Annotated in this window: 13 protein-coding genes and 1 pseudogene; 10 read left to right on the plus strand and 4 right to left on the minus strand. The window is 69.9% G+C overall.

Annotated features, from left to right (window positions below):
• Position 1: 1 nt before the first annotated feature.
• Both BO221_RS12285 and BO221_RS12290 read right to left on the minus strand, forming a co-directional pair.
• Positions 2–1,504, minus strand: coding sequence for a PAS domain S-box protein (locus tag BO221_RS12285; protein WP_073560604.1), 1,503 nt, complete (start codon positions 1,502–1,504; stop codon positions 2–4).
• Between the two features lie 418 nt (positions 1,505–1,922).
• Positions 1,923–4,961, minus strand: a complete 3,039-nt coding sequence (locus BO221_RS12290) for a helicase-related protein (RefSeq protein WP_073560605.1) — start codon at positions 4,959–4,961, stop codon at positions 1,923–1,925.
• Positions 4,962–5,195: 234 nt separating this feature from the next.
• Here BO221_RS12290 and BO221_RS12295 point away from each other — a divergent pair, with 234 nt between their 5' ends.
• The 5 genes from BO221_RS12295 (at position 5,196) to BO221_RS12315 (ending at position 12,826) form a co-directional block, all read left to right on the plus strand.
• Positions 5,196–6,179 (plus strand): sensor histidine kinase KdpD, encoded by a 984-nt coding sequence (locus BO221_RS12295; protein ID WP_073560606.1) that lies wholly within the window; start codon positions 5,196–5,198, stop codon positions 6,177–6,179.
• A gap of 296 nt (positions 6,180–6,475) precedes the next feature.
• Positions 6,476–8,293, plus strand: coding sequence for a cytochrome C (locus tag BO221_RS12300; RefSeq protein ID WP_073560607.1), 1,818 nt, complete (start codon positions 6,476–6,478; stop codon positions 8,291–8,293).
• A 32-nt stretch (positions 8,294–8,325) separates the two neighbouring features.
• Entirely contained in the window at positions 8,326–9,489 is a 1,164-nt protein-coding gene (locus tag BO221_RS12305) for an FIST signal transduction protein (protein ID WP_073560608.1), read from the plus strand.
• Positions 9,490–9,492: 3 nt separating this feature from the next.
• Entirely contained in the window at positions 9,493–12,435 is a 2,943-nt protein-coding gene (locus tag BO221_RS12310; protein ID WP_073560609.1) for a response regulator, read from the plus strand.
• On the plus strand, positions 12,428–12,826 hold the full coding sequence (locus BO221_RS12315) for a PleD family two-component system response regulator (RefSeq protein WP_073560610.1): 399 nt from the start codon (positions 12,428–12,430) through the stop codon (positions 12,824–12,826). Before BO221_RS12310 ends, BO221_RS12315 begins: the two co-directional genes overlap by 8 nt.
• A 29-nt stretch (positions 12,827–12,855) precedes the next feature.
• On the opposite strand, the gene BO221_RS12320 is transcribed toward BO221_RS12315, so the two are convergent.
• Positions 12,856–13,536, minus strand: a complete 681-nt coding sequence (locus BO221_RS12320; RefSeq protein ID WP_073560611.1) for a LuxR C-terminal-related transcriptional regulator — start codon at positions 13,534–13,536, stop codon at positions 12,856–12,858.
• 165 nt (positions 13,537–13,701) lie between these two features.
• Positions 13,702–13,851, minus strand: coding sequence for a hypothetical protein (locus tag BO221_RS54830; RefSeq protein WP_158079827.1), 150 nt, complete (start codon positions 13,849–13,851; stop codon positions 13,702–13,704).
• Between the two features lie 86 nt (positions 13,852–13,937).
• Here BO221_RS54830 and BO221_RS56110 point away from each other — a divergent pair.
• The 5 genes and pseudogenes from BO221_RS56110 to BO221_RS12350 form a co-directional block, all read left to right on the plus strand.
• Positions 13,938–14,060, plus strand: a pseudogene (locus tag BO221_RS56110) (hypothetical protein); the annotation flags it as partial.
• A gap of 67 nt (positions 14,061–14,127) precedes the next feature.
• Positions 14,128–15,504, plus strand: a complete 1,377-nt coding sequence (locus tag BO221_RS56115) for a CheR family methyltransferase (RefSeq protein ID WP_233165930.1) — start codon at positions 14,128–14,130, stop codon at positions 15,502–15,504.
• 91 nt (positions 15,505–15,595) lie between these two features.
• A complete protein-coding gene (locus BO221_RS12340; RefSeq protein WP_158079828.1) occupies positions 15,596–17,560 on the plus strand; it encodes a PAS domain-containing protein in 1,965 nt (654 codons plus the stop codon).
• Positions 17,561–17,962: 402 nt separating this feature from the next.
• The gene (locus tag BO221_RS12345) at positions 17,963–18,370 is read left to right on the plus strand and encodes a response regulator (protein WP_073560612.1); all 408 of its coding nucleotides are present in this window, start codon (positions 17,963–17,965) and stop codon (positions 18,368–18,370) included.
• Positions 18,371–18,695: 325 nt separating this feature from the next.
• Positions 18,696–20,714, plus strand: a complete 2,019-nt coding sequence (locus BO221_RS12350; RefSeq protein ID WP_158079829.1) for a serine/threonine-protein kinase — start codon at positions 18,696–18,698, stop codon at positions 20,712–20,714.
• Positions 20,715–20,774: the final 60 nt, after the last annotated feature.

Below are 20,774 nucleotides of genomic sequence, written 5' to 3' on the forward strand. Positions count from 1 at the left end.
TTCACACGGGCAGGCGCACCGTGAAGCGCGCCCCACCCTCCGGCGGGTTCTCCACCGAGATGCGCCCGCCGTGGGCGTGGACGATCTCCCGGGCCACGTACAGCCCCAGGCCCAGCCCACCGTAGTGCTTCATCGGCGCGGCCCGCTCGAACCGGTTGAACAACCGCTCCATGTCCTTCTCCGGGATGCCCGGCCCCCGGTCCTGCACCTCGAGCACCGCCTCCGCGCCCTCCCGCGACACCGAGAGCTCCACCGGACTCCCCGCCGCGTACTTGAACGCGTTGGACAGCAGGTTGGAGATGACCTGCTCGATGCGCAGGCGATCCCACGTCCCCTCCACCGGAGGCCCTTCCCTCACCCGCAGCGGACACTCCGCCTGGGCCGCCGCCTCGCTCAACCGCTCCGTCACGTCGTGCACCGTGGCCAGCAACTCCATCCGCTCCGGCTTGAGCGTGAGCTGGCCCGTGCTCAGCCGCGACACGTCGAGCAGCGTCTCGATGAGGCCCGCCAGCCGATCCGTGCTGCGGACCGCGCGGTCCAGCTTCGAGGAAACCCCCGGCTCGAGCGAGCCTCCCTTTCCCCTCAGGCTATGCAGCTGGAGCTGGAGCGCCGTGAGCGGCGTCTTCAGCTCGTGCGAGGCGATGGCGAGGAACTCGTCGCGCAGCCGGATGGCCGCCTGCGCCTGCGCGAGCCGCAGCCGCTCCTCCTCCGATCGCTTGCGCTCCGTCAGATCCCTCGTCACCTTCGCGAAGCCCCTCAACTGTCCGCTCTCGTCGCGCACGGCGGTGATGACCACATCCGCCCAGAAGAGCGTCCCGTCCTTGCGCACCCGCCAGCCCTCGTCCTCCACGCGGCCCACCATCGCCGCCTCGTTCAGGAGCGCCCACGGCCTGCCCTGCGCCACCGCCTCCTCCGGGTAGAAGCGCGTGATGGGCTGGCCGATGATCTCCTTCGCCTCGTAGCCCTTGATGCGCTGCGCTCCCAGGTTCCAGCTCTCCACGCGCCCGTCCGGCCCCACCATGAAGATGGCGTAGTCCTTCACGCTCGTGACCAGCGCCCGGAAGCGCTCCTCGCTCTGCCGCAGCTCCTCCTCGGCCTTCCGGCGCTCGGTCAGGTCCCTCGTCACCTTCGCGAACCCGGTGACCCGGCCCTTCGCGTCGCGCATCGCGGTGAGAATCACGCTCGCCCAGAAACGCTCCCCGTTCTTGCGCACCCGCCAGCCCTCCTCCTCGAAACGGCCTTCCGTCGTGGCGATCCGCAGCTCGTACTCGCTCTTGCCGGTGTTGCTCTCATCGGGCGGAGAGAAGATGGAGATGTGCTTCCCGAGGATCTCCTCCCGGGTGTAACCGATGATGCGCTCCGCTCCGTTGTTCCAGCTCCTCACCCGCCCCGACAGGTCGAGCATGAAGATGGCGTAATCCTGGAGACTGTCGATGAGGTGCTGGGCTTGATCGTCCCGCGCGTCCACCAGTTCCAGAACGGCCTGCGAGTTCTGTTCGAGCATGTCGTCTCCCCGGCTCAGCTCATGGCGCTCGCGCCATGGCGGGAAGAGACGCGCGGCGGCCCACTGCTCCCGGCATGGGTACAGGGCTCGAAGGTGTCGTCGCGCAGTGAAGGTCCGTACATGGTGCGGTTCTCATGAGGTGTACCGCCCCAGGGGCTGGCGTAAACCGGTCTCGGTAATACTTGTTTATGTCCAAAACAAATACGCCCGCGTTCGCTCGTCTCTTCCGCGTCACGCATGGCCTGACGGGCAACCGGGCGACCGCTGTTTCCGTCTCTCGCAGCGGCGCCACGGTTTTTTTCCAGAGCGGGAGAACGGGGATTCAAACCCTCACCCCGTCCCTCTCCCAGGGGGAGAGGGGATAGGGGCGGAGTGAGGAGTCCAGGGTCCGCAGAGGGTTTGACAACCTTTGTTCAACCTAGCGGTTGATGACGAAGCCACACGCCGAGTCGAGCACCACCTTCGCGCCCGCCAGCGCCCTCAGCAGCCGCTCGTAGTGCGTGTGCTCCGCGGACAACTGGGCCTCCACCGCCTCCGCCTCCAGCCCCTGGTGCGTCAGCGACAACTTCATGCGCTCCAGTGCGCCGTCGCGCTCGGATTCGATCGCCTTGCGCGCCCGCGTCTGCAGCTTCGCCATCTCCGCCTCGGCGGCCTTCTGCGCCACCGGAATGCCCTGCTCCACGAACGCCCCGAAGCCCGGGAAGATGCGCAGCCACTCGTCGCCCTTCAGCCCCTTGCCCTCGGCCTCCAGCGCCGGCAGCACCGTCGTGTCCGCCTTCGGGCCCGTGGCGCCCTCCACCACCGCCACGTGCACCAGCGTGCGCTCCAGGAAGCGGGCGATCTGCCGGCTCGGCACCCGTGCTCCCGGCGACGTGTCCTCCGGCTCCGGCATCTGCACGTGGTAGAGCAGCTCCACGCCCTTCGCCTTCAGCGGTCCCCGCTTCTCGATGAAGCGCGCCCCGCTGCGTCCGTACGGCCCGTCCCGCAGGAAGCCGAACAGCGCCTCGACAATCGAGTGGCCCGTCGCGAAGTACTCCAGCTCCTCCGCCTCCACCGCCGTGTCCCGCCAGAAGGTGCCCAGCACCGTCCGGTCCTCGTTGATGTCGATTCCCGGCAGGCCCTCCACCTTCAACGCATGGCCGAACTGGAACGCGCACTGGAACGCATCCACCTGCTCGTCCGTGTCCACGCCAATGCCCACCCGCCGCGCCAGCTCCGTCACCGTCTCCTCGAGCTTCTCGTCGAGGTCGCGCGCCACGCTCCACAGGCCTTCCTCGAGGCTCTGCTCCTCCTCCTCGCCGGCCTCCACCCCGATGCGCTCCTGCGCCCGCGTCACCAGCCGCGCCACCGCGTCCTTGTCGAACGAGCGGATGTCCAGCAGCGGGTCATACGCGCGCTTCACCTGCGCCCGCGCCTTCTCCACCCGCTCCTTCAGCTCCGAGGCGTACGCCACCCGCGACTCGCGCGGCAGCAGCGCCATCTCCGTCAGCCGCTCCTCCACCTCCTCCAGCACCGCGTCCAGGCCACCCACCGTCTCGCCGAACACGCCCACCGCGTCCGCCAGCAGCATCAACACGTCCGACGCCAGCGTCCCCGCCGGATCGAACACGTGGATCTCCACCGGGTGGTTCTGCCCGATACGGTCCAGGCGCCCAATCCGCTGCTCCACCGTGGACGGGCTCCATGGCAGGTCGTAGTGCACCAGGTGGTGCGCGAACTGGAAGTTGCGGCCCTCGCCGCCCACCTCCGTGCACAGCAGCACCTTGGGGCCCTCGGGGTCCCGGAAGCGCGCCACCTGCCGGTCCCGCTCCACCATGGGAAGATCTCCATGGTAGGCGAGCGCCTCCACGCCCTCGCGCCCCAGCTCCGTGCGCAGCGCCTCCAGCGTGTCCCGGCTCTCCGTGAACACGAGCACCTTCGCGCCCGGCTCCGCGCCCCAGATGCGGCCGCGCAGCACCTCCAGGAAGGCGCCGAACTTCGCGTCGCGCGTGGGCAGCTTCAGGCTCCCCGCCACCCCGGCCAGCGCCTTGTTCGTGCGCAGGGCCTCGCCGAACGCCGCGGGGCTCGACTCCAGCCGGCGCAGCAGGTTGCCCAGCGGCGCGCCACGCAGGTTGCTCTCCGCCAGCGCCGCCAGCGCCGCGTCCCGCGTCTTCAGCTCCTCGGCCGACAGCTTCACCGGGTGCCGGTGCAGACGCCGCGTGGAGAACCCACCCACCACCGCGCGCCGGTTGCGCACCAGCCGGTCCGACAGGCTGTACGTCTCCGCCAGGTGTTGCAGCAGCGCGTCCTTGTCCTTCAGCGACTTCAGCTTCGCGTCGTCCGGAAAGCGCGCCGCCAGGGCCTTCACCGCCCCCGCCGCCTCCTTGCCCTCCAGCAGCCCGCGCACCGCCGCGCTCAGCTCCTCCTGCCGCGCCAGCCGCTGCTCGAACCCCTTCACCGTGGGCGCCGTGGACGCGTCGATGAGCGTCAACAGCCCGTGGTACTCGGCCGGGTCCAACTGCATGGGCGTGGCCGTCAGCAGCAGCAGGCCCCAGCTGTTGCCCGCCAGCGCCTCGGCCGCCTCGAAGGCCTTCTCACCCTTGAGGTGGTGCGCCTCGTCGATGATGACCAGGTCCCAGAAGGCGTCCTCGCCCGCCACCGAGCGCCGGTGCTCCTCGCCGCGCGCCAGCATCTCCAGGCTCGTCACCACCAGCGGGAAGCGCGCCCACGGCGACACCCCCGGCATCTCCTTCAGCGACTGCGCGTAGCGCTCCGAGTCCATCAGCGTGAAGAGCTGGTTGAACTTGTGGAAGAGCTCCACCAGCCACTGCACCGTCAGGTGGCTCGGCGCCACCACCAGCACCCGCCGGGCCAGGCCCGACAGCCGCAGCGCGCTGAACACCATGCCCGCTTCGATCGTCTTCCCGAGGCCCACCTCGTCAGCGAGCACGAAGCGCGGCCGGCGCGCGCTCAGCACGCGCTGCACCACGCCCACCTGGTGCGGCTTCACCATCACCCGGCTGGCCAGCAGCGCGCCCAGCGCGTCACACCGCCGCTCGTCGTCCATCACCAGCGCCTGCTTGCGCAGCGTAAAGGCGCGCGCGTCCCCCACCCGCCCCTCGCGCAGCGTGGACAGCAGGTCCGAGCGCGGCGCGAGCGCGTGCACCTCGGACTCGGGCATCTCGTCCTCCTCGCCCGTGTCCGTGTAGCGGAGGACGTACCGGCGCAGGCCCCGGCCGCCCTCCTCCTCGCCCAGCACCGTGGCCCGCCGGCCCTTGGCCGTCTGCACGGGTTCACCCTTCATCAACTGGTGATGCACCAGCGCCCCACCCTTGGTGGACACCAGCACCGGCTCCCCCGTCCGGGCGGGAAAGAGGACGAGCGCCTTGGCGCCCTCGTCCTGCAGCTCCAGGAGATGCCCCACGCCCCACTCGGGCTGGGAGAGATAACGGACCTTGTTGCCAGGAACGAAGGACATGGTCGGAAACGAACCCTCCAAAGTGGAAAGGGGGTTCGCTCATAACCCCGGCCCGCCCCCTCGGCCATCCCGCGAACCCCTCGAATTCAGGACCGGCCTCGTACCCCGGGGCGGTGCCGCTGTCACCCATTCGACACCTCCCTGCCCATCCGGGCGATTCCTCCACCCCCCCACTCCAGGCAAGGTGCCTCGACCTGCGCGCCGGAGTCCGGGGCCGCTGGGGGGGAGATCCACATGCTGCCGCGTCATCCAACGGCCGCGCTTCGCGCGGGCGTGAACCTGTTCGCCTTCGCCCTGCTCCTCGCGGGCTACCTGCTCCTGGCGCCCGCGCCCCTGCCCACCCTGGGCGGGGAGGCGGGCGAGCTGCGCGTGCTGGTGATGGCGACGGGCTTCGTGGGGCTGGCCGTGGGGTGCGCGCTGGGCTGGACGCTGCGCCAGAACGCTTCCGGGCCGGATTCCGGGCCGGATGACGGGCGGGATTCCGAGCCGGACCCCCGGCTGGAAGCGCTGGCCCGGGAGAACGCGCGCCTGCGCGCCGAGGCGCAGGGGGCCCTCGAGCTGGTGGGCGTGGCCGCGCATGACCTGGGCAATCCCCTGCTCGCGCTCCAGCTGCGCCTGCAGCGGCTGCGCGCCCAGACGCGCGAGAATCCCCACACCCAGGAGGGGCTCGCCCTCATCGAGCGCGAGGCGCGCCGCATGGGACTGATGGTGCATGACCTGCTGGACCTCTCACGCCTGTCCGCCGACCGGCTGCCCCCGGAGCTCGAGGAGCTGGACCTGGCCGCCCTCGCCCGGGAGGTGGCCGAGCGCTTCTCCGACCAGGCCACCGCCGCGGGCAGCACCCTGGTGGTGCATGCACCCGGCCCCGTGCGCGGCCGGTGGGATCGCCAGCGCCTGGACCGCGTGGCCACCAACCTGCTCAGCAACGCCCTCAAGTTCGGCCAGGGCCGGCCCGTCGAGGTGCACGTGCACGCCGAGGGGGAACGCGTCCGGCTCGCCGTGAAGGACCACGGCATGGGCCTGCCTCCGGACGCACAGGGCCGCCTCTTCGGCCGCTTCGAGCGCCTGGGCGTCACCGGACGGCCAGGCACCGGGCTCGGCCTCTACATCGTCCACCAGCTCGTCGAGGCCCACGGCGGCACCATCCACGTCTCCAGCCTCCCGGGCCACGGCGCCACCTTCACCGTCGAGCTGCCCTCCCTCCACTCCCCGTCCTGAGTCTCGGGGGTGACGCGGCGCTTCCTCTCACCCAACCCCACACGTCACCCACAACGGCTCACACCACCCCCCAAAAATGGACTTCACGGGAAGCTGAATAATTCCCATAGAAGTTGAAATTCCAGGTCGAATCACTTTATTCTGTCGTGGCTCGAATCGAGTTGTTCCCTGGCCGACGGGGAGCAGCCGAGACAGCACCGGCCCCCCACCTCACAGGTAGGGAGCGGAGGCCGGTGTCGAGAACCAGGGCCGGGGGTGGGTTCGCCCGAGGCCAAGCGCCAAGAGGAGGGGCCGCCATGAGCGGAATGGGAGCACTCTACGTGCCGTCGCAGTCGTCTGTCCGCAACCCGGGTCGTGGGAAGGGGTTGTGGTTCATGGCTCTCGCCCTGCTCGCGGGAGGCTGCGCGGAGCAGGAGTCTCCCCCGGCGGAGCCCACGAGCCTGAGCCAGGCCCTCACGCAGGCCGCGGAGGCGCGCCCGGCCCCGGCTGCCGCTCCGGTCGGACTGGCGCTCGAGGTGGATGGCGGCACCGGCATCCCGCTCAAGGTGAAGGCCGGGCAGAGCTTCTTCATCAACCAGATTGATCTGCGCGCCTCCATCACCGCCACGCGGGACGAGGGCGTGGACGGCCTGCGGCGCACGGGAGACTTCGCGCAGTTGCCCTGGCAGGGCGTGCGGCTGGCGGACGAGGAGTCCATCCCCCTGGCCAACCCGGACGGCACCTTCACCCGCCGCCGCTTCTATCGCGACGCACAGTGGATGGAGCAGCCGAGTGTCTTCACCGTGCAGCCCGTGGACGCGCGGGGCCGCCCCACCGGAAAGACGATCAGCCTGCACATCGGCAAGGATGATCGTTTCAAGTCCAACGACGACTTCTTCATCCGCCGCCTGCGCGCCATCCAGTGGACGAACGACTGCCGCACCGCCACGGACTGCCGCGGCGCGAAGAACTTCTCCGAGGAGGCGCTCGTCGAGGTGCGCAATGCCCGGAGCGGCGCCACCTCCTTCACGCTCTCGGCGGACACGCGGGCCCTGAAGCTGGACTGGTCGCTGCGCCCCGGCGCCGCGTACACCATCCCCGTGGAGCAGGTGGCCCGGCCCACCTACGCGTATGGCTTCTCCATCGACGTGAAGGCCGTCACCCCGGCGCGCGCGGATGGCACCTACGCGCCCGGCTCGGCCATCACCTTCCAGATGGCGCTGCGGGACGGCGCCGGCAAGCGCCTCCACCCGGAGGGCAGCATGCCCTCCTACAACGAGGTGACTTTCGGGCAGAATGAGCCCGGCATCCAGTACTACCGGGCCTTCGCCTTCATCGACCCCTCCGCCACGTACTACCGCCGCAAGCACCGTGAGCGCATGCTGATGACGCAGATCATCGGACCCGCCCAGCGCATCCAACCCATCCGCAGCATCGTGGAGCTGGACGCGTTCCTCGGCCCGGACGACGTGCAGACCATCGGCACCTTCGAGCGCGACGGCGTCTACGCCCAGTTCCAGACCTTCCCGCCGTCCAACAAGCTCTTCGGCGGCGCCTTCTTCCCGGAGCAGGGGGGCTGGGACGCGCCGGTGAGCACCTCGTGGACGTACCAGGTTCCGGCCAACGCCGAGCCCGGCACCTACCTGGTGACGGTGAAGGGCCGCCGCGTCTACCTGGGCGAGGACGTCCCCGCCAGCCGCACCATCGAAATCCAGGTGGGCAACCCCGCGCGCACCCAGGCCAACCTCACCACCGGCTCCTGCAAGACGTGCCACACCGACGGCGGTGAGTTCACCAAGGTGCTGCACGGCAACGACAACCGCGCCGGATGCGCCGCCTGCCATGCCCCGCTGGGTTTCGAGCTCGAGGGCCCCATCGTGGTGCGCACCCACTTCATCCACTCGCGCTCGGACCGCTTCGAGGCGCCCAAGGAGCAGTGCGCCACCTGCCACCTGACGAAGGAGAGCACGCAGCGCACCAGCAAGGCCGCCTGCCTCTCGTGCCACAAGAGCTACCCCGACTCGCACGTGGCGCAGTTCGGTCCCATCGAGAGCATGTACGTCGGCGGCGGGCGCGAGTCCTTCCAGCAGTGCACCGGCGCCTGCCACAAAACCCACCCGGGGAGCGGCTTCTAACGCCGCGGCCCCTTCCTTCCCGGAGGTCCTCCATGGCTCGAGTGAAGATGCAGACGGCACGTACCACGCAGTCCGAGCCCGTCGCCGCCGCGGAGGACCTGCTCGGGCAGTTACAGGGAGGAGAGACACCGAAGCTCGTCACCCTGTTCGCCTCGCGGGAGAGGGACCAGCTGGCCCTCAACCGCGCCGTGCGCGAGCGGCTGCCCAAGGGCACGCGGCTGGTGGGCGCCACCACCGCGGGTGAGCTGGACAACCAGGGCATCCACACCGGCAGCGTGGTGCTGGGCGCGCTCTCCGGTGACTTCGAGGTGGGCCTGGGCCTGGGCACCGGCCTGTCCGTGGACGCCGTGGGCGCCGGGGCCACCGCCATCAAACGCGCCGCGCAGGACCTGGGCGTGCGCCAGCAGGACCTCGACCCGCGCCAGTACGTGGGCCTCGTGATCGACGACGGCTTCCGCTACAAGAAGGAGGAGCTGCTGCTCGGCATCCTCGAGAAGAACCAGACGCTGGTGCTGGTGGGCGGTGGCGCCGCGGACCACGAGCAGGACCCCACGAAGCAGTCCGCCCTGCTCCACGTGGACGGCGAGGTGGCCACCGACGCCGTGCTGGTGGCCCTCTTCAAGACGAGCGCGCCCTGGGCCGCCCTGCGCTCGCACTGGTACCTGCCCACCGGCGAGCGCATCACCATCACCCGCGTGGACGACAGCGCCACCCGCGCCCTGGAAATCGACGGCAAGCCGGCGGCCGAGCGCTACGCGGACCTGCTGGGAGTCCCGGTGGACGAGCTGGAGTTCGGCAAGCCCCGGGGCTTCGCCGTCCACCCCACCGCCCTCAAGGTGGGCCGCGAGTACTTCATCCGCTCCCCCTGGAAGCCCCTGCCCGATGGCTCCATCCTCTTCGCCAACCTCCTGGAGGAGGGCACCGAGCTGGAGCTGATGAAGATGGGAGACATGGCCGGCCTTACCCGCTCCTTCTTCCAGGAGGAGCTGCCCCGCCGCGTCCCCAATCCCCAGGCCTCCCTGCTTTTCCATTGCAGTGGGCGCATGTGGTACGCCGGCTCGACCGGCACCGTCGCGCAACTGGCAGAGACCTTGCGTCACGCACCCGCGGCGGCTGGAATGAATGTGCACTTCGAGATCTACTCGGGGTTCCACATCAACACGACGCTGACGGTCCTGGCGTTCGGGGGAAACTGACACATGAGCGCTCCGGCTCCGGCGGTACCCGCCGTGGTACCCGGAAATGAGACGCCCCGGCTGCTCCTCATCGGGGGCGAGGCCGAGTGCACCCGCGTCCTGGAGCGGATGCGGCGCGCGGAGCTGAAGGTGACCGCGCGGCGTGTGTCCTCGCGCGAGGAGCTGGCCACGGCGCTGGACTCGCCCTGGGAGCTGGCGGTGTGCGGCGCGGAGCTGCCGGGACTGGGCTTCCGCGAGGCCGCGCCCCTGCTGCGCGAGAAGGCGCCCCAGCTCACCTTCCTCGTCATTCCCTCGAAGTGGGATGACGCGGAGATGCGCACCGCCATGGAGGAGAACGGCGCCGCCAGCTACATCGACCCGGAGCGCCTGGAGGTGCTCGTCCCCGTCATCCGCCGTGAGTTCCAGCGCGTCATCGAGCGCCGCCAGCACCAGGAGGCCGAGAAGAAGCAGGAGCGCTCGCGCTGGCTGCTGGAGCGCATCGTCGACAGCCTCCCCTTCGTCCTCTTCGTGAAGGACGCCGAGGAGCGCCGGCTCCAGGTGGCCAACAAGACGTTCGCCGATGCCTTCGGCGTCACCAAGCAGTGGCTGCTCGGCAAGCTGGACCACGACTACTTCCCGCCGGAGCAGGCCGACTCCTTCGTGGCCATCGACACCGAAATCCTCGAGACCAAGAGGCTCAAGGCCTTCGAGGAGGTGGCGCGCACCAACGGGGTGGACCGCATCTACGCCACGCGCAAGCTGCCGCTGATGGATGACTCGGGGGAGGCCCGCTACGTGCTGGGCATCACCGAGGACGTCACCGAGCGCAAGGCCGCCGAGGAGGACCTGCGCAAGTCCAAGGCCGAGCTGGAGGAGTCCAACAAGCGCCTGGCGGAGAACCTGGAGGAGCTCAAGAAGAGCCGCGCCGTGTCCGCGCGCACGCTGGCCAGCTACCAGCAGCGCGCCCTGCAGATGGAGATCATCCGTCAGCAGAACGAGGACCTGGACCGGCTGGCCACGGAGCTGTCCCTGGCCAAGCGCAACGAGGAGGAGCGCGCCCGCGAGGCCGAGGCCGCCGCCCGCCTCAAGAGCGAGTTCCTCGCCAACTTCAGCCACGAAATCCGCACGCCGCTCAACGGCATCATCGGCTACTGCGACCTGCTCATGCGCGAGGAGGGCAGCCGGCTCACCCCCCACGGCCGGCGCGACCTCAACGTGGTGAAGAAGAACGCGCAGACGCTGCTGGCGCTCATCAACGACATCCTCGACCTGTCGAAAATCGAAGCGGGCCGGGCGGAAGTCGTCGTGGAGCGGGTGGACATGCAGGAGCTGGCCGAGGAGTGCACGGCCACGGTGAAGGAGTACCTCAAAGGCAAGGACGTCGAGCTGCGCACGGACATCGACGAGCGCATGGCGTACGTGCGCACGGACGCGCTGAAGCTGCGTCAAATCCTGCTCAACCTGCTGTCCAACGCGGCCAAGTTCACCGAGTCCGGAGAGGTGTCGCTCACCGCGCGGGTGGAGGGCACCGAGGCCGTCTTCGTCATCGAGGACACCGGTATCGGCATTCCGCCGGACCAGCTGACCTTCATCTTCGAGAAGTTCCGACAGGTGGACGGCTCCACCACGCGCAAGGTGGGGGGCACCGGACTGGGGCTGGCCATCGTCAAGGAGCTGAGCAAGGTGCTCGGCGGCGGCGTGGAGGTGCGGAGCACCCTGGGCCGCGGCACCACCTTCACGGTGCGGCTGGCCGGCATCCTCGAGGGTGATGCCCTGGGCACCTCGCGCGAGCTGGACAAGCCGGTGGCCCCGCGGGACGTGGGAGAAGCGCTCGCGCCACGGGTGCAGGGCGGCACCGTGCTGGTGGTGGATGATGATCCACTCGTGCAGCACCTGGTGGCCGGACAGCTCGTGCCCGCGGGCTTCACCGTGGTGACGGCGTCGGACGGGCTGGAGGCGCTCAAGAAGGCGCGGGACATCCGCCCGCACGCCATCGTGCTGGACATCTACCTGCCGCGCCTGGACGGCTGGAGCGTGCTGTCCACCCTCAAGAGCGAGCCGGACCTGGCGCGCATCCCCGTCATCATCATCTCCGTGGAGGAGCAGCGCGCGCGCGGCTACTCGCTGGGCGCGTGCGAGTACCTCATCAAACCCGTGGAGCCCGAGCACCTGGTGGACGTGGTGCGCCGCAACATCGGCGGGGCCACCAGCGCGGGCGAGGTGCTGGTGGTGGACGACGATGCCTCCACGCGCGAGCTCGTCAGCCGCTCCCTGCGCCGCGCGGGCTTCTCCACCAACGAGGCCCACAACGGCGAGGACGCCCTGCTCAAGGCCCGCGTCTCCCCGCCCACCCTGGTGGTGCTGGATTTGATGATGCCCAACCTGGACGGCTTCGAGGTGCTGCGCCGCCTGCGCGCCGAGAAGCTCCACGTCCCGGTGGTGGTGCTCACCGGCAAGACGCTCTCCAGCGAGGAGCAGGCCGTGCTGCGTGACGGCTTCGCCGGCTTCGTCCAGAAGGGCGGCCATGCGCTGGAGGAGGTCATCGGCCAGGCCAAGGGCCTGCTCCTCAAGCAGAGCGCCCAGCGCGCCGGCCGCCTGCAGCGCATCCTCTACATCGAGGACAACCCGCAGAACCGCGACATCGTCCGGCGCTACCTCGGCGGCCTCTTCGAGGTGCTGGAGGCCGAGGACGGGGAGACGGGCGTGGAGCGGGCCACCCGCGAGACGCCGGACCTCATCCTCATGGACCTGTCCCTGCCGCGCCTGGACGGCTGGGAGGCCACCCGCCGCCTGCGCCAGCTGCCCGCGGCGGCCTCCATTCCCGTCATCGCCGTCACCGCCCACGCCGGGCGCGAGTACCAGGAGAAGGCCTCGGCCGCCGGCTGCAACGGGTACCTCACCAAGCCTCTCGACCGCGACCAGCTGCTCGAGACCATTCGCAAACATCTCGGGAGAAGTCATGGCTGAGGGAGCTGTCACCAAGGTCCGCGTCCTCGTGGTGGACGACGATCCGGACCTGCTGGAGCTCGTCCGCCGCACCCTGTCGCCCCACTTCGAGGTGCGGACGCACCACTCGGCGTTGGGCGTGTCCAACCTCGTGCGCAACAGCGAGCCGGACCTGGTGTTGCTGGACGTGAACTTCCCCGCGCTCAAGGGCGACCAGGTGGTGAGCCTGGCGCGCCGCTATGCGCCACGCACCACCAAGTTCATCCTCTATTCGGCCTCGGATGAGTCCAAGCTGCGCTCGCTCGCGCGGGCCTCCGGCGCGGATGGCTACCTCTCCAAGAGCGTCCAGGGAGCGGAGCTCATCCAGAGGCTCACCGCCTTCCGCGACAAGGACCAGACCGTCCCCGCGTAGGGGACTCCCGTACAGGGAGCCCCGGCGCGCTACGGGTGGTGCGGCGTATCCGCCGGGTTGGAGAGGCCCGTCTGGTAGGCCAGCATCGCCATCTCCACGCGGTTCTGCACGCCCAGCTTGCGGTAGAGATTGGACACGTGCGCCTTCACGGTGCGCTCGGTGATGCCCAGCCGGGCGGAGATCTGCAGGTTGTCCGCGCCAGAGGCCACCAGGCTCAGCACCTCGCGCTCGCGCAGCGTGAGCCGGTCCACCGGAGTGGCGGGACGCTCGGTGTGCGCGGCGGCCATCGGGCTCATGAAGTCCGAGGGGACCACCCACTCGCCCCGGGCCACCTGCTCCACGGAGGTGACCAGCTCGGCGCTGGTCACGGTGAGCTTGCTCAGGAAACCGGCGGCCCCGGCCTTGAAGCAGCGCTCCATCACCGGCAGCTCCCGGAAGGACGACAGCACCAGCGCGCGGGTCCGCGGTAACTGCTCTCGCAGCGCCTCCACCACCTTCACGCCATCGCCCACCTCCGGGCTGTCCGGGCGCTCGAGCCGGATGTCCACGACCACCACGTCTGGCTTCACCTCCCGCACCTGGGCGAGGAAGCCCTCGGCATCCCGCGCCTGGGCCACCACATCCATGCCCGCGCCCTGGAAGAGCGTGATGAGGCTCTCACGGAAGACCTGCTGGTCCTCCAGGATGCCGACCCGAATCCGTCCCGTCATAGGTGACTCCTCACGTCCCGCCCCTTACTCAACCCGTTGCGCTCCGGTGGGATTCTAAGCTCGGGCATACAACTTTGGAGTGAACCTGTTCCGCCGGGATGTCCTTCAGGCGTCAGATGCGTCTCTGGGGCTGGACAGGACCCGCCCGCTCGCGGGGTGGACTGTCTACCAGGCGAGCGCCAGGGAATCGGAGAGGCGGATGCGGACGCGGCCGATCTGCGCCACCACCAGCTGGCGGGTGTGCGGGAGCAGGTGGAGGCGGACACAGCAGCCCGCCACGTAGGTGCGCAAACCATCTCCGTCCGGCTGGACCATGTCTTCCCAGCGGGAATCCTCCGGGGGCAGGAACTCGGCGGTTTCGGCGATGCGCTGGAGGTGGGCCTCGAGCTACGTCGCACGTCATGGCCACCCGCCACACCAAGGATAGTGAGCTCGAAGCCATCCTCGAGAAGGTGTGCCAGGTGCGGAACTTCGACTTCCGCAATTACAAGCGCGCCACGCTGCAACGGCGCATCGAGCGGCGCATGACGGCCACCGGGTGCCGCACCCGCGGCGCCTACCTGGCCCTGCTGGAGCGGGACCCCGAGAGAGGTGAGCACCCTCGTCTCCTCCATGCTCATCAAGCTCACCACCTTCTTCCGGGACGCCGAGGTCTGGGGCGCGCTGGACACGCTGCTGCGCGAGCTGGTGAAGCGGCGCCGGCCGGAGCAGGAGCTGCGCATCTGGAGCGCCGGGTGCGCCACCGGCGAGGAGGCCTATTCCGTCGCCATCGCCGCCGCCGAGGCGCTCGGCCCCGGCTACCCCGGCCCGGAGCTGGGAGAACCGCGCGCTCAAGGAGAAGTCCAAGAAATGAGCTCGCGCCGCCGCCAGCCCCCCGATCCCGGCACCGGCTTCACGGGCTCCGCGTCACTGCTGCGCAAGTACCAGGAGTTGCTGAGGAAGCACGAGTCGCTGGTGCATCGGCTGGAGCACCAGAACGCCGAGCACATCTCCACCTGGAAGCTGTCGTCCTGGGCCCTGGAGACGAGCGCCAGCGGGCTGGCACTGATGCGCGACGGCGTGCTGCAGATCGCCAACAAGCGCTGGCACACGCTGGCGCGAGCGCCGGCGAAGGGGGGCGGCTGGCGGCGGCTCTCCCCCGGCCAGACGCTGAGCTCACCGCCGCCAACCGCCCGGAGGGAGGCGCCATCCTCACCCTCACCTTCCCCGCCCTGCCCGTCCCGGAATCGGAGACGAAGCCCGCCCCGAAGCCCGCGGCACGCCCCACCCGGAAGCTCGTCCCCAAGCGCAAGCCGCGCCCGGCCCGCTAGGACACTCCCACCGCGAGGCCGCTCTTCCGGACCTGGTGGGCCCGCGCGAGCCCCGGGCGGTGTCTCCGGCATTCCCCTGTACGGCACGCCAATGCCCCTGGAGGGCCGAGCGCACACGTTGAGGAAATGGAGGGCCGCCATGGCGCACGATGAACGGAGACGAGGCCCGGTGGAACCGGCCGCCGGTGAGGTGGTGGGAGTGGACGAGGTCGAGGTTCTCTCCGCGCTGGCGCGGCTCGACCTGGAGGTGGCGTGGGCCTACGACGCGAGCGCGGAGGCGGTGGAGCAAGGTGGGGGGCTCCGCGCGCGGCTGCTCCAGTTCCGGGACGAGCACCTGTGGCACGTGGAGGAGTTGAACCAGCTCATCCTGGCCCGAGGGGGAACGCTGCTCCAGGCGCGGAGAGGCCCGGACGGGCACCTGCTGGGCCCGCTGACCTCGCTCGTCCGTCCCTTCGGGCTCGTCGCCCAGCTGCTCTCCCTGCTGCTCAACGAGCAGATGTCGAATTGGAACCATGACCTCACCCTGGAGTTGGATTGGACGGACGGTGACGTGGTGGAGGTGCTGGAGCGCCACCGGGCCGAGGAGCAGCACCACCTGGCGTGGCTCTCGGAGCAGGAGGAGGCGCTCACCGCCTCCGAGCCTTCCGCGCTGGCCTGAGCCGTGGAACCCGTGCCCCCTGCTCAGTGCCCGTCAGGAAGACGGTGGCCGCACTGGAATGCGAGCCGCCGCCGTGTCTAGCTGTACGTCCATGGGTGCACTGGCCGACCTCCTCGCCACCCGGCGGGAGGACATCCTCCAGCGGTTCGAGCGCGAGGTGCGGACCCATTTCCCCGTGGAAGGGCAGCCACGCTCCGTCATCCGCGACACACTCCCCCAACTGCTCGACGAGCTGTATGACCTGCTGAACGCCCCCGCCAACGGCGAGTCCCCGTCCATGATTCGCGGGCAGATGCGCCAGACGGCACGGGAGCACCGGGCCCAGCGGCAGGCGCTCGGCTACGACGTCACGCAGATCGTCCGCGAGTACGGCATCGTGCGCGACTGCATCCTCGGGCTGCTGGAGGAGACCCGCGGCGTGCTCGTCGCCGCCGAGCAGCGCGCCCTGCACCGCGGCCTGGACCTCGCCATGGGGGATGCCGTCGCCGACTCCGAGCACGGCCGGGAAGAGGAGCGCCGCAGGGCGGAGGAAGAGCGCTCGGCGCTGCTGGAGCGCGAGCGCGCCGCCCGCACCGAGGCCGAGCGCCAGCGGGCCGTGCTGGAGGGCGTCATCTCGCAGAGTGGCGATGCCATCATCGTGGCGGATGCCCGGGGCGTGCTGCGCCTCTTCAACCCGGAGGCCGAGCGCCAGCATGGCATGCCCTTGAAGGAGGTGGGCCCGAAGGAATGGGTGGAGACGTACGGCCTGTCCAACGAGGACGGCCACCCGTTGCCCCTGGAGCGGGTACCGCTCTACCGCGCGCTCCAGGGCGAGCAGGTGCGCGACGAGCTGCTGTGGCTCCACCGGCCGGATGGGACGCGGCTGCCCGTCTCCGTCACCGCCCGGCCCTTGCGAGGGCCCGATGGCACTCCGGCGGGGGCGGTGTTCTCCGCGCGGGACATCGCGCTGCGCCGGGCCCTGTCCCAGGAGCGCGAGGAGGCCCTGGCATTGTTGGACACGCTGCTGTCCACCGCGCCGGTGGGCCTGTCCTTCCTGGACAGGGACCTGCGCTACATCCGCATCAACCCCACCCTGGCCGCCCTCAACGGCGTCTCCGTGGAACAGTCGCTCGGGCGCACCCTCTGGGAGGTCGTCCCGGACATCGCCCCCCACGTCGCGCCCATCTACCGGCGCATCCTGGAGACCGGCGAGCCGGAGCTCAACACGGAGCTCATCGCTCCCTCCCCTCTCCGGAAGGGAGCGATGGAGCACTACCTGGTGAGCTACGCCCCGGTGAAGGATGGCGAGGGCCGCCCCATCCTGGTGGCCGTGGCGGTGGTGAACATCACCGACCTCAAGCGCTTCGAGGAGCAGCTGCGCCAGACGGCCGAGTTCCGAGAGCGTTTCCTCGGCATCGTCAGCCATGATCTGCGCAACCCCCTGAGCATCATCACCCTGTCGGCCACGATGCTGCTGCGCCAGGAGACCCTGCCGGAGCGGGCACTGCGGCTGGCCCAACGCATCTCCCTCAACGCCGAGCAGATGACGCGGATGATCGGCGATCTGCTGGACCTGACGCGCGGGCGGCTGGGCGGAGGCATTCCCATCTCGCCGGCCCCTTGCGACCTGGGCCCGCTGGGGCGGCGGGTGGTGAGCGAGCTGGAAGTGGCCCACCCGGCGCGCGAGCTGCGGCTGGAGGCCCGGGGCGACCTGCGGGGCGAGTGGGACCAGGACCGGCTCGCGCAGCTGCTCGGCAACCTGCTGCGCAACGCCGTGGACTACAGCCCCGAGGGCACCCCCATCACGCTGACCCTGGACGGAGAGGGAGCGCGAGTGCGGCTCGAGGTGCGCAACCAGGGCGAGCCCATTCCCGCGGAGGTGCTGCCCGGCCTGTTCGAGCCCTTCCGCCGGGGACAGACACGCGGCAGCGGCTCCACGTCCGGACTGGGGCTGGGGCTCTACATCGTCCAGCAGATCGCCACCGCGCACGGGGGCGGCGTCGAGGTGCGCTCGACGCGCGAGGAGGGCACGGTGTTCACCGTCCAGCTGCCGCGGGTGGTGCCCCGGCGCGCGTGAGCCCCCTCAGTCCACGGACTCGCCGCCCTCGCTTTTGGAGTGCGGGCCCTCGGCTTCCGACGCCGCCCGCGGAGGTACGGATCACCACGATGTCCCGACGCGCCATAACCCCCCACAACGCAGTCCCGCTCCCTGCAACGTTGGGACCTGCCTGCCCCCGGGGGCACCCAGGCCCGGGACGCTCACGCTGGACGACGCCTGCACGCCCGCACTGTCGTCTTCCGGGCTTTGCGTTTCTCACTGGACCCAGGTCCAAGGCGTCTTACCGGCTTTGCACATCTCGCCGGGCTGTGGAGGCCGGAATTGTGGTCTCGATGGCTTCTGGGAAGGGGGGTGGGCCTCCCAGGGGCAGTGCGAGACGGTATCCTGGAGATCATCCTGCGACGCATCCAAGGGGAGCCCATGTCCGAGAGCGAGAACAAGATTCGTGTCCTCGTGGTGGACGATGATGTGGATCAGCTGATGTTGCTGGAGAGGTCGTTGCACGCCTACGGCTTCGAGGTGCGGACGCACCGTTCCTCGCTGGGGGTGTCCAACCTGGTGCGCCACGCGGAGCCGGATCTGGTGCTGTTGGACGTGAACATTCCGGCGCTCAGCGGGGACAAGGTGCTGGCGTTGGCGCGCAACCAGGCGCCGGCCACCACGCGGTTCATCCTGTATTCGGCGTCGGACGAGTCCAAGCTGCGCTCGCTGGCCCTGGCCTCGGGAGCGGACGGCTACATCAGCAAGAGCATCCAGGGCGAGTCGTTGGCGAGGAAGTTGATCAGCATCTACAAGAAGAGCCGGCTGCCGGCGGCGGGAGCGCGCTAGGCCTCCTGCGTCGTACGCGCGCACGGGGACACAGGCTGTGTGTCACCCTCCAGCCGTCCGTGCCGCCCATCTCCGCTGATCGTCAACGAGCGGCTTTTCGGCTCGCCAGCCCATCCAGGTGTAGACGTCTACACTTGATGTATGCCCATGTGCGACACATATGTAGTCAAAAGCAACACCCCAAGTGTAGACGTCTACACCTGAGGAGCGCCGCGCCCTGTTTTCAAGCGCGGTGGACATCGGACTGGGGCTGGCCGCCCGCGCGCCGGGAGCGGAGGAGGAGCCAACGAGTCATGTTAGCCTCCGAACCTCGGAGGTAGCTCCAGTGAGGAGAGCGTGGGTCTACAGACTGCCCCAGCCCGATGAAAAGGTGGGCCAGTACCGCGTGGTGGGCCCACTGGGCCGGGGCGGACAGGGCCACGTGTTCCTGGCCGAGTGGGAGGGCCGCTCCTACGTCCTCAAGTTCTTCCGCTCGCTGCCGGTGAGCCACTCGGGTGAGCTGGAGCTGGATATCCTCCGCCACCTGGAGCACCCCAACGTGGTGCGGGTGCTGGGCCATGGACGCTGGCCGTACCCGGAGGAGGGCTACTTCTACCTCGTCATGGAGTACGTGCAAGGGCGGACGCTGCTGGGCCATGCACTGGAGCACAACCCCTCGGCGCGCACGGGCGCCACGCTGCTGCTGGAGGCGGCGCGAGCGCTCGTGGTGGTGCACCGCCAGGGCGTGCTGCACCGGGATGTGAAACCAGACAACCTGTTGGTGAGGAAGGAGGACGGCAAGCCGGTGTGGGTGGACTTCGGGGTGGGCCACCTGGAGGGCCGCGCCACGCTGCCGCGCATGCGGCGGCTGCCGCCGGGGACGCCCGAGTACACCAGCCCGGAGGCGTACCGTTTCCTCGAGGAGCACCCAGAGGAAGAGGCGCGCTACCAGCCGGGCGTGGCCGATGAGGTATGGGCCTTCGGCGTCACGATGTACGAGTTGCTGACGGACGCACTGCCCTTCGGCTCGCGCATGGGCAACCCGTGCATGGTGAAGGACATCCGCACCCGGACGCCGGTGGCCGCGCACGAGGACAACCCGCGGGTGCCGGTGGCGCTGGGCCAGGTGTGCATGAACATGCTGGAGAAGGAGCCCCGGGCGCGGCTGGCGGACATGGACGCGGTGGCCGGGGCGCTGGAGGCGGCGTTGGCGGAGGCCGGGGCGGACTGGGACGTGCCGATGATGGACCCGGACGCTCTTGAGGTGCGCACGACGGAGCGGACCCCCAGCAAGGTGGTGGAGCGCGACTCGTGGGAGCGCGTCCTTCAACAGATGAAAGCGGCGATGCCGAGGCGTGGGCGGGTGCGCAAGGCCCGGCGTGAGCCACCGCCTCCGCCCGAGGCACCTGCCGCCGAGGCACCCGCGCAGGAGGCGCCGGTTGTGCCGCCACCAGCGGAGGCCCCGAGGCCCGAGCCGGAGGGCGCCGCCATCACCGTCGCGGCTCGGACGTCCAGCCCTGTTCACCGTGCGCGTCCGGGACGGTCCACTCGCACGCTGGCCGTGGCGCCGCTGGTGGGCGTGCTGGTGCTGGCCGGAACGTGGGCGCTCCGGTCCCGCTCGGACTCCGGGGCGGTGCATGAGCCGGCGCCAGCGCCCTCCGTGTCACCGCGACCCGCCGGATGGCTGGTGAGCCACCCGACGCCTCACGCCGCTATCGACCGTGAAGTGGCGGCGCCGGACGAGCCATCCGAATCTGGAGGAGGCGCGGTGCCTATCCAGACCCCATCCCCCGCGCCCACCTTGGCCACCATGATCCGCGACCCAGACACCCGCTCGAAGACCCAGGACAAGCCCGCTCGTAGGACGCAGCGCCAGGCCCCGGGGTGTGTCCCCGCCCGCCAGGAGATGTGTCTGGTGGGCATCTGCACGGTGCTGCTCACCGGTTGCACCGCCACGCCCCAGGTGATGCGTCCCGAGCCCAGGCCCGCGGATTGTCCGCCCGGTGCACTGGAGGCCATGAAGGAGCTGGGAGTTCCCATGGATGGAAGCAGGGCCGGTGTCGAATTCCCCGTCGAAGGCGACGCGAAGCCGGTCACCGTGCGCGAGTCCACCCCTGTGAAAATGGGGCAGCGCTTGGGGAAACTGCACGCCGAACTCCACGGGCGTATCTACATCGGAGCGGAACGCATCTACGGCCGCTTCACCGAAGCCAGGATGGGGGGGAAGACCTACCCGGTCTGCCTGGAGCTCATGGAGAGTTGGACGAACAACCGGGGTGCTCCGAGGAAAGACATCGGAGGGCCTGCCGATTCCGCAGTGGTCCTCTCCTCGCAACAGGTCAAGCCGGTGGAGCACTTCGATTAGGGACTGGGGCGGCATGGAGCGGGACGGTGTGATAGAGCCCGACTTCACCGGTCACCACGC

It is taken from the genome of Archangium sp. Cb G35 (assembly GCF_001896145.1).
In the GTDB taxonomy this organism is placed as follows: Bacteria; Myxococcota; Myxococcia; order Myxococcales; family Myxococcaceae; genus Archangium; species Archangium violaceum.

Bases quoted from the DNA above. Each gene is read 5' to 3' on its own strand.
- BO221_RS12285 (WP_073560604.1), bottom strand. From the start codon at position 1,504: ATGCTCGAACAGAACTCGCAGGCCGTTCTGGAACTGGTGGACGCGCGG.
- BO221_RS12290 (WP_073560605.1), bottom strand. From the start codon at position 4,961: ATGTCCTTCGTTCCTGGCAACAAGGTCCGTTATCTCTCCCAGCCCGAG.
- BO221_RS12295 (WP_073560606.1), top strand. From the start codon at position 5,196: ATGCTGCCGCGTCATCCAACGGCCGCGCTTCGCGCGGGCGTGAACCTG.
- BO221_RS12300 (WP_073560607.1), top strand. From the start codon at position 6,476: ATGAGCGGAATGGGAGCACTCTACGTGCCGTCGCAGTCGTCTGTCCGC.
- BO221_RS12305 (WP_073560608.1), top strand. From the start codon at position 8,326: ATGGCTCGAGTGAAGATGCAGACGGCACGTACCACGCAGTCCGAGCCC.
- BO221_RS12310 (WP_073560609.1), top strand. From the start codon at position 9,493: ATGAGCGCTCCGGCTCCGGCGGTACCCGCCGTGGTACCCGGAAATGAG.
- BO221_RS12315 (WP_073560610.1), top strand. From the start codon at position 12,428: ATGGCTGAGGGAGCTGTCACCAAGGTCCGCGTCCTCGTGGTGGACGAC.
- BO221_RS12320 (WP_073560611.1), bottom strand. From the start codon at position 13,536: ATGACGGGACGGATTCGGGTCGGCATCCTGGAGGACCAGCAGGTCTTC.
- BO221_RS54830 (WP_158079827.1), bottom strand. From the start codon at position 13,851: ATGGTCCAGCCGGACGGAGATGGTTTGCGCACCTACGTGGCGGGCTGC.
- BO221_RS12340 (WP_158079828.1), top strand. From the start codon at position 15,596: ATGGGTGCACTGGCCGACCTCCTCGCCACCCGGCGGGAGGACATCCTC.
- BO221_RS12345 (WP_073560612.1), top strand. From the start codon at position 17,963: ATGTCCGAGAGCGAGAACAAGATTCGTGTCCTCGTGGTGGACGATGAT.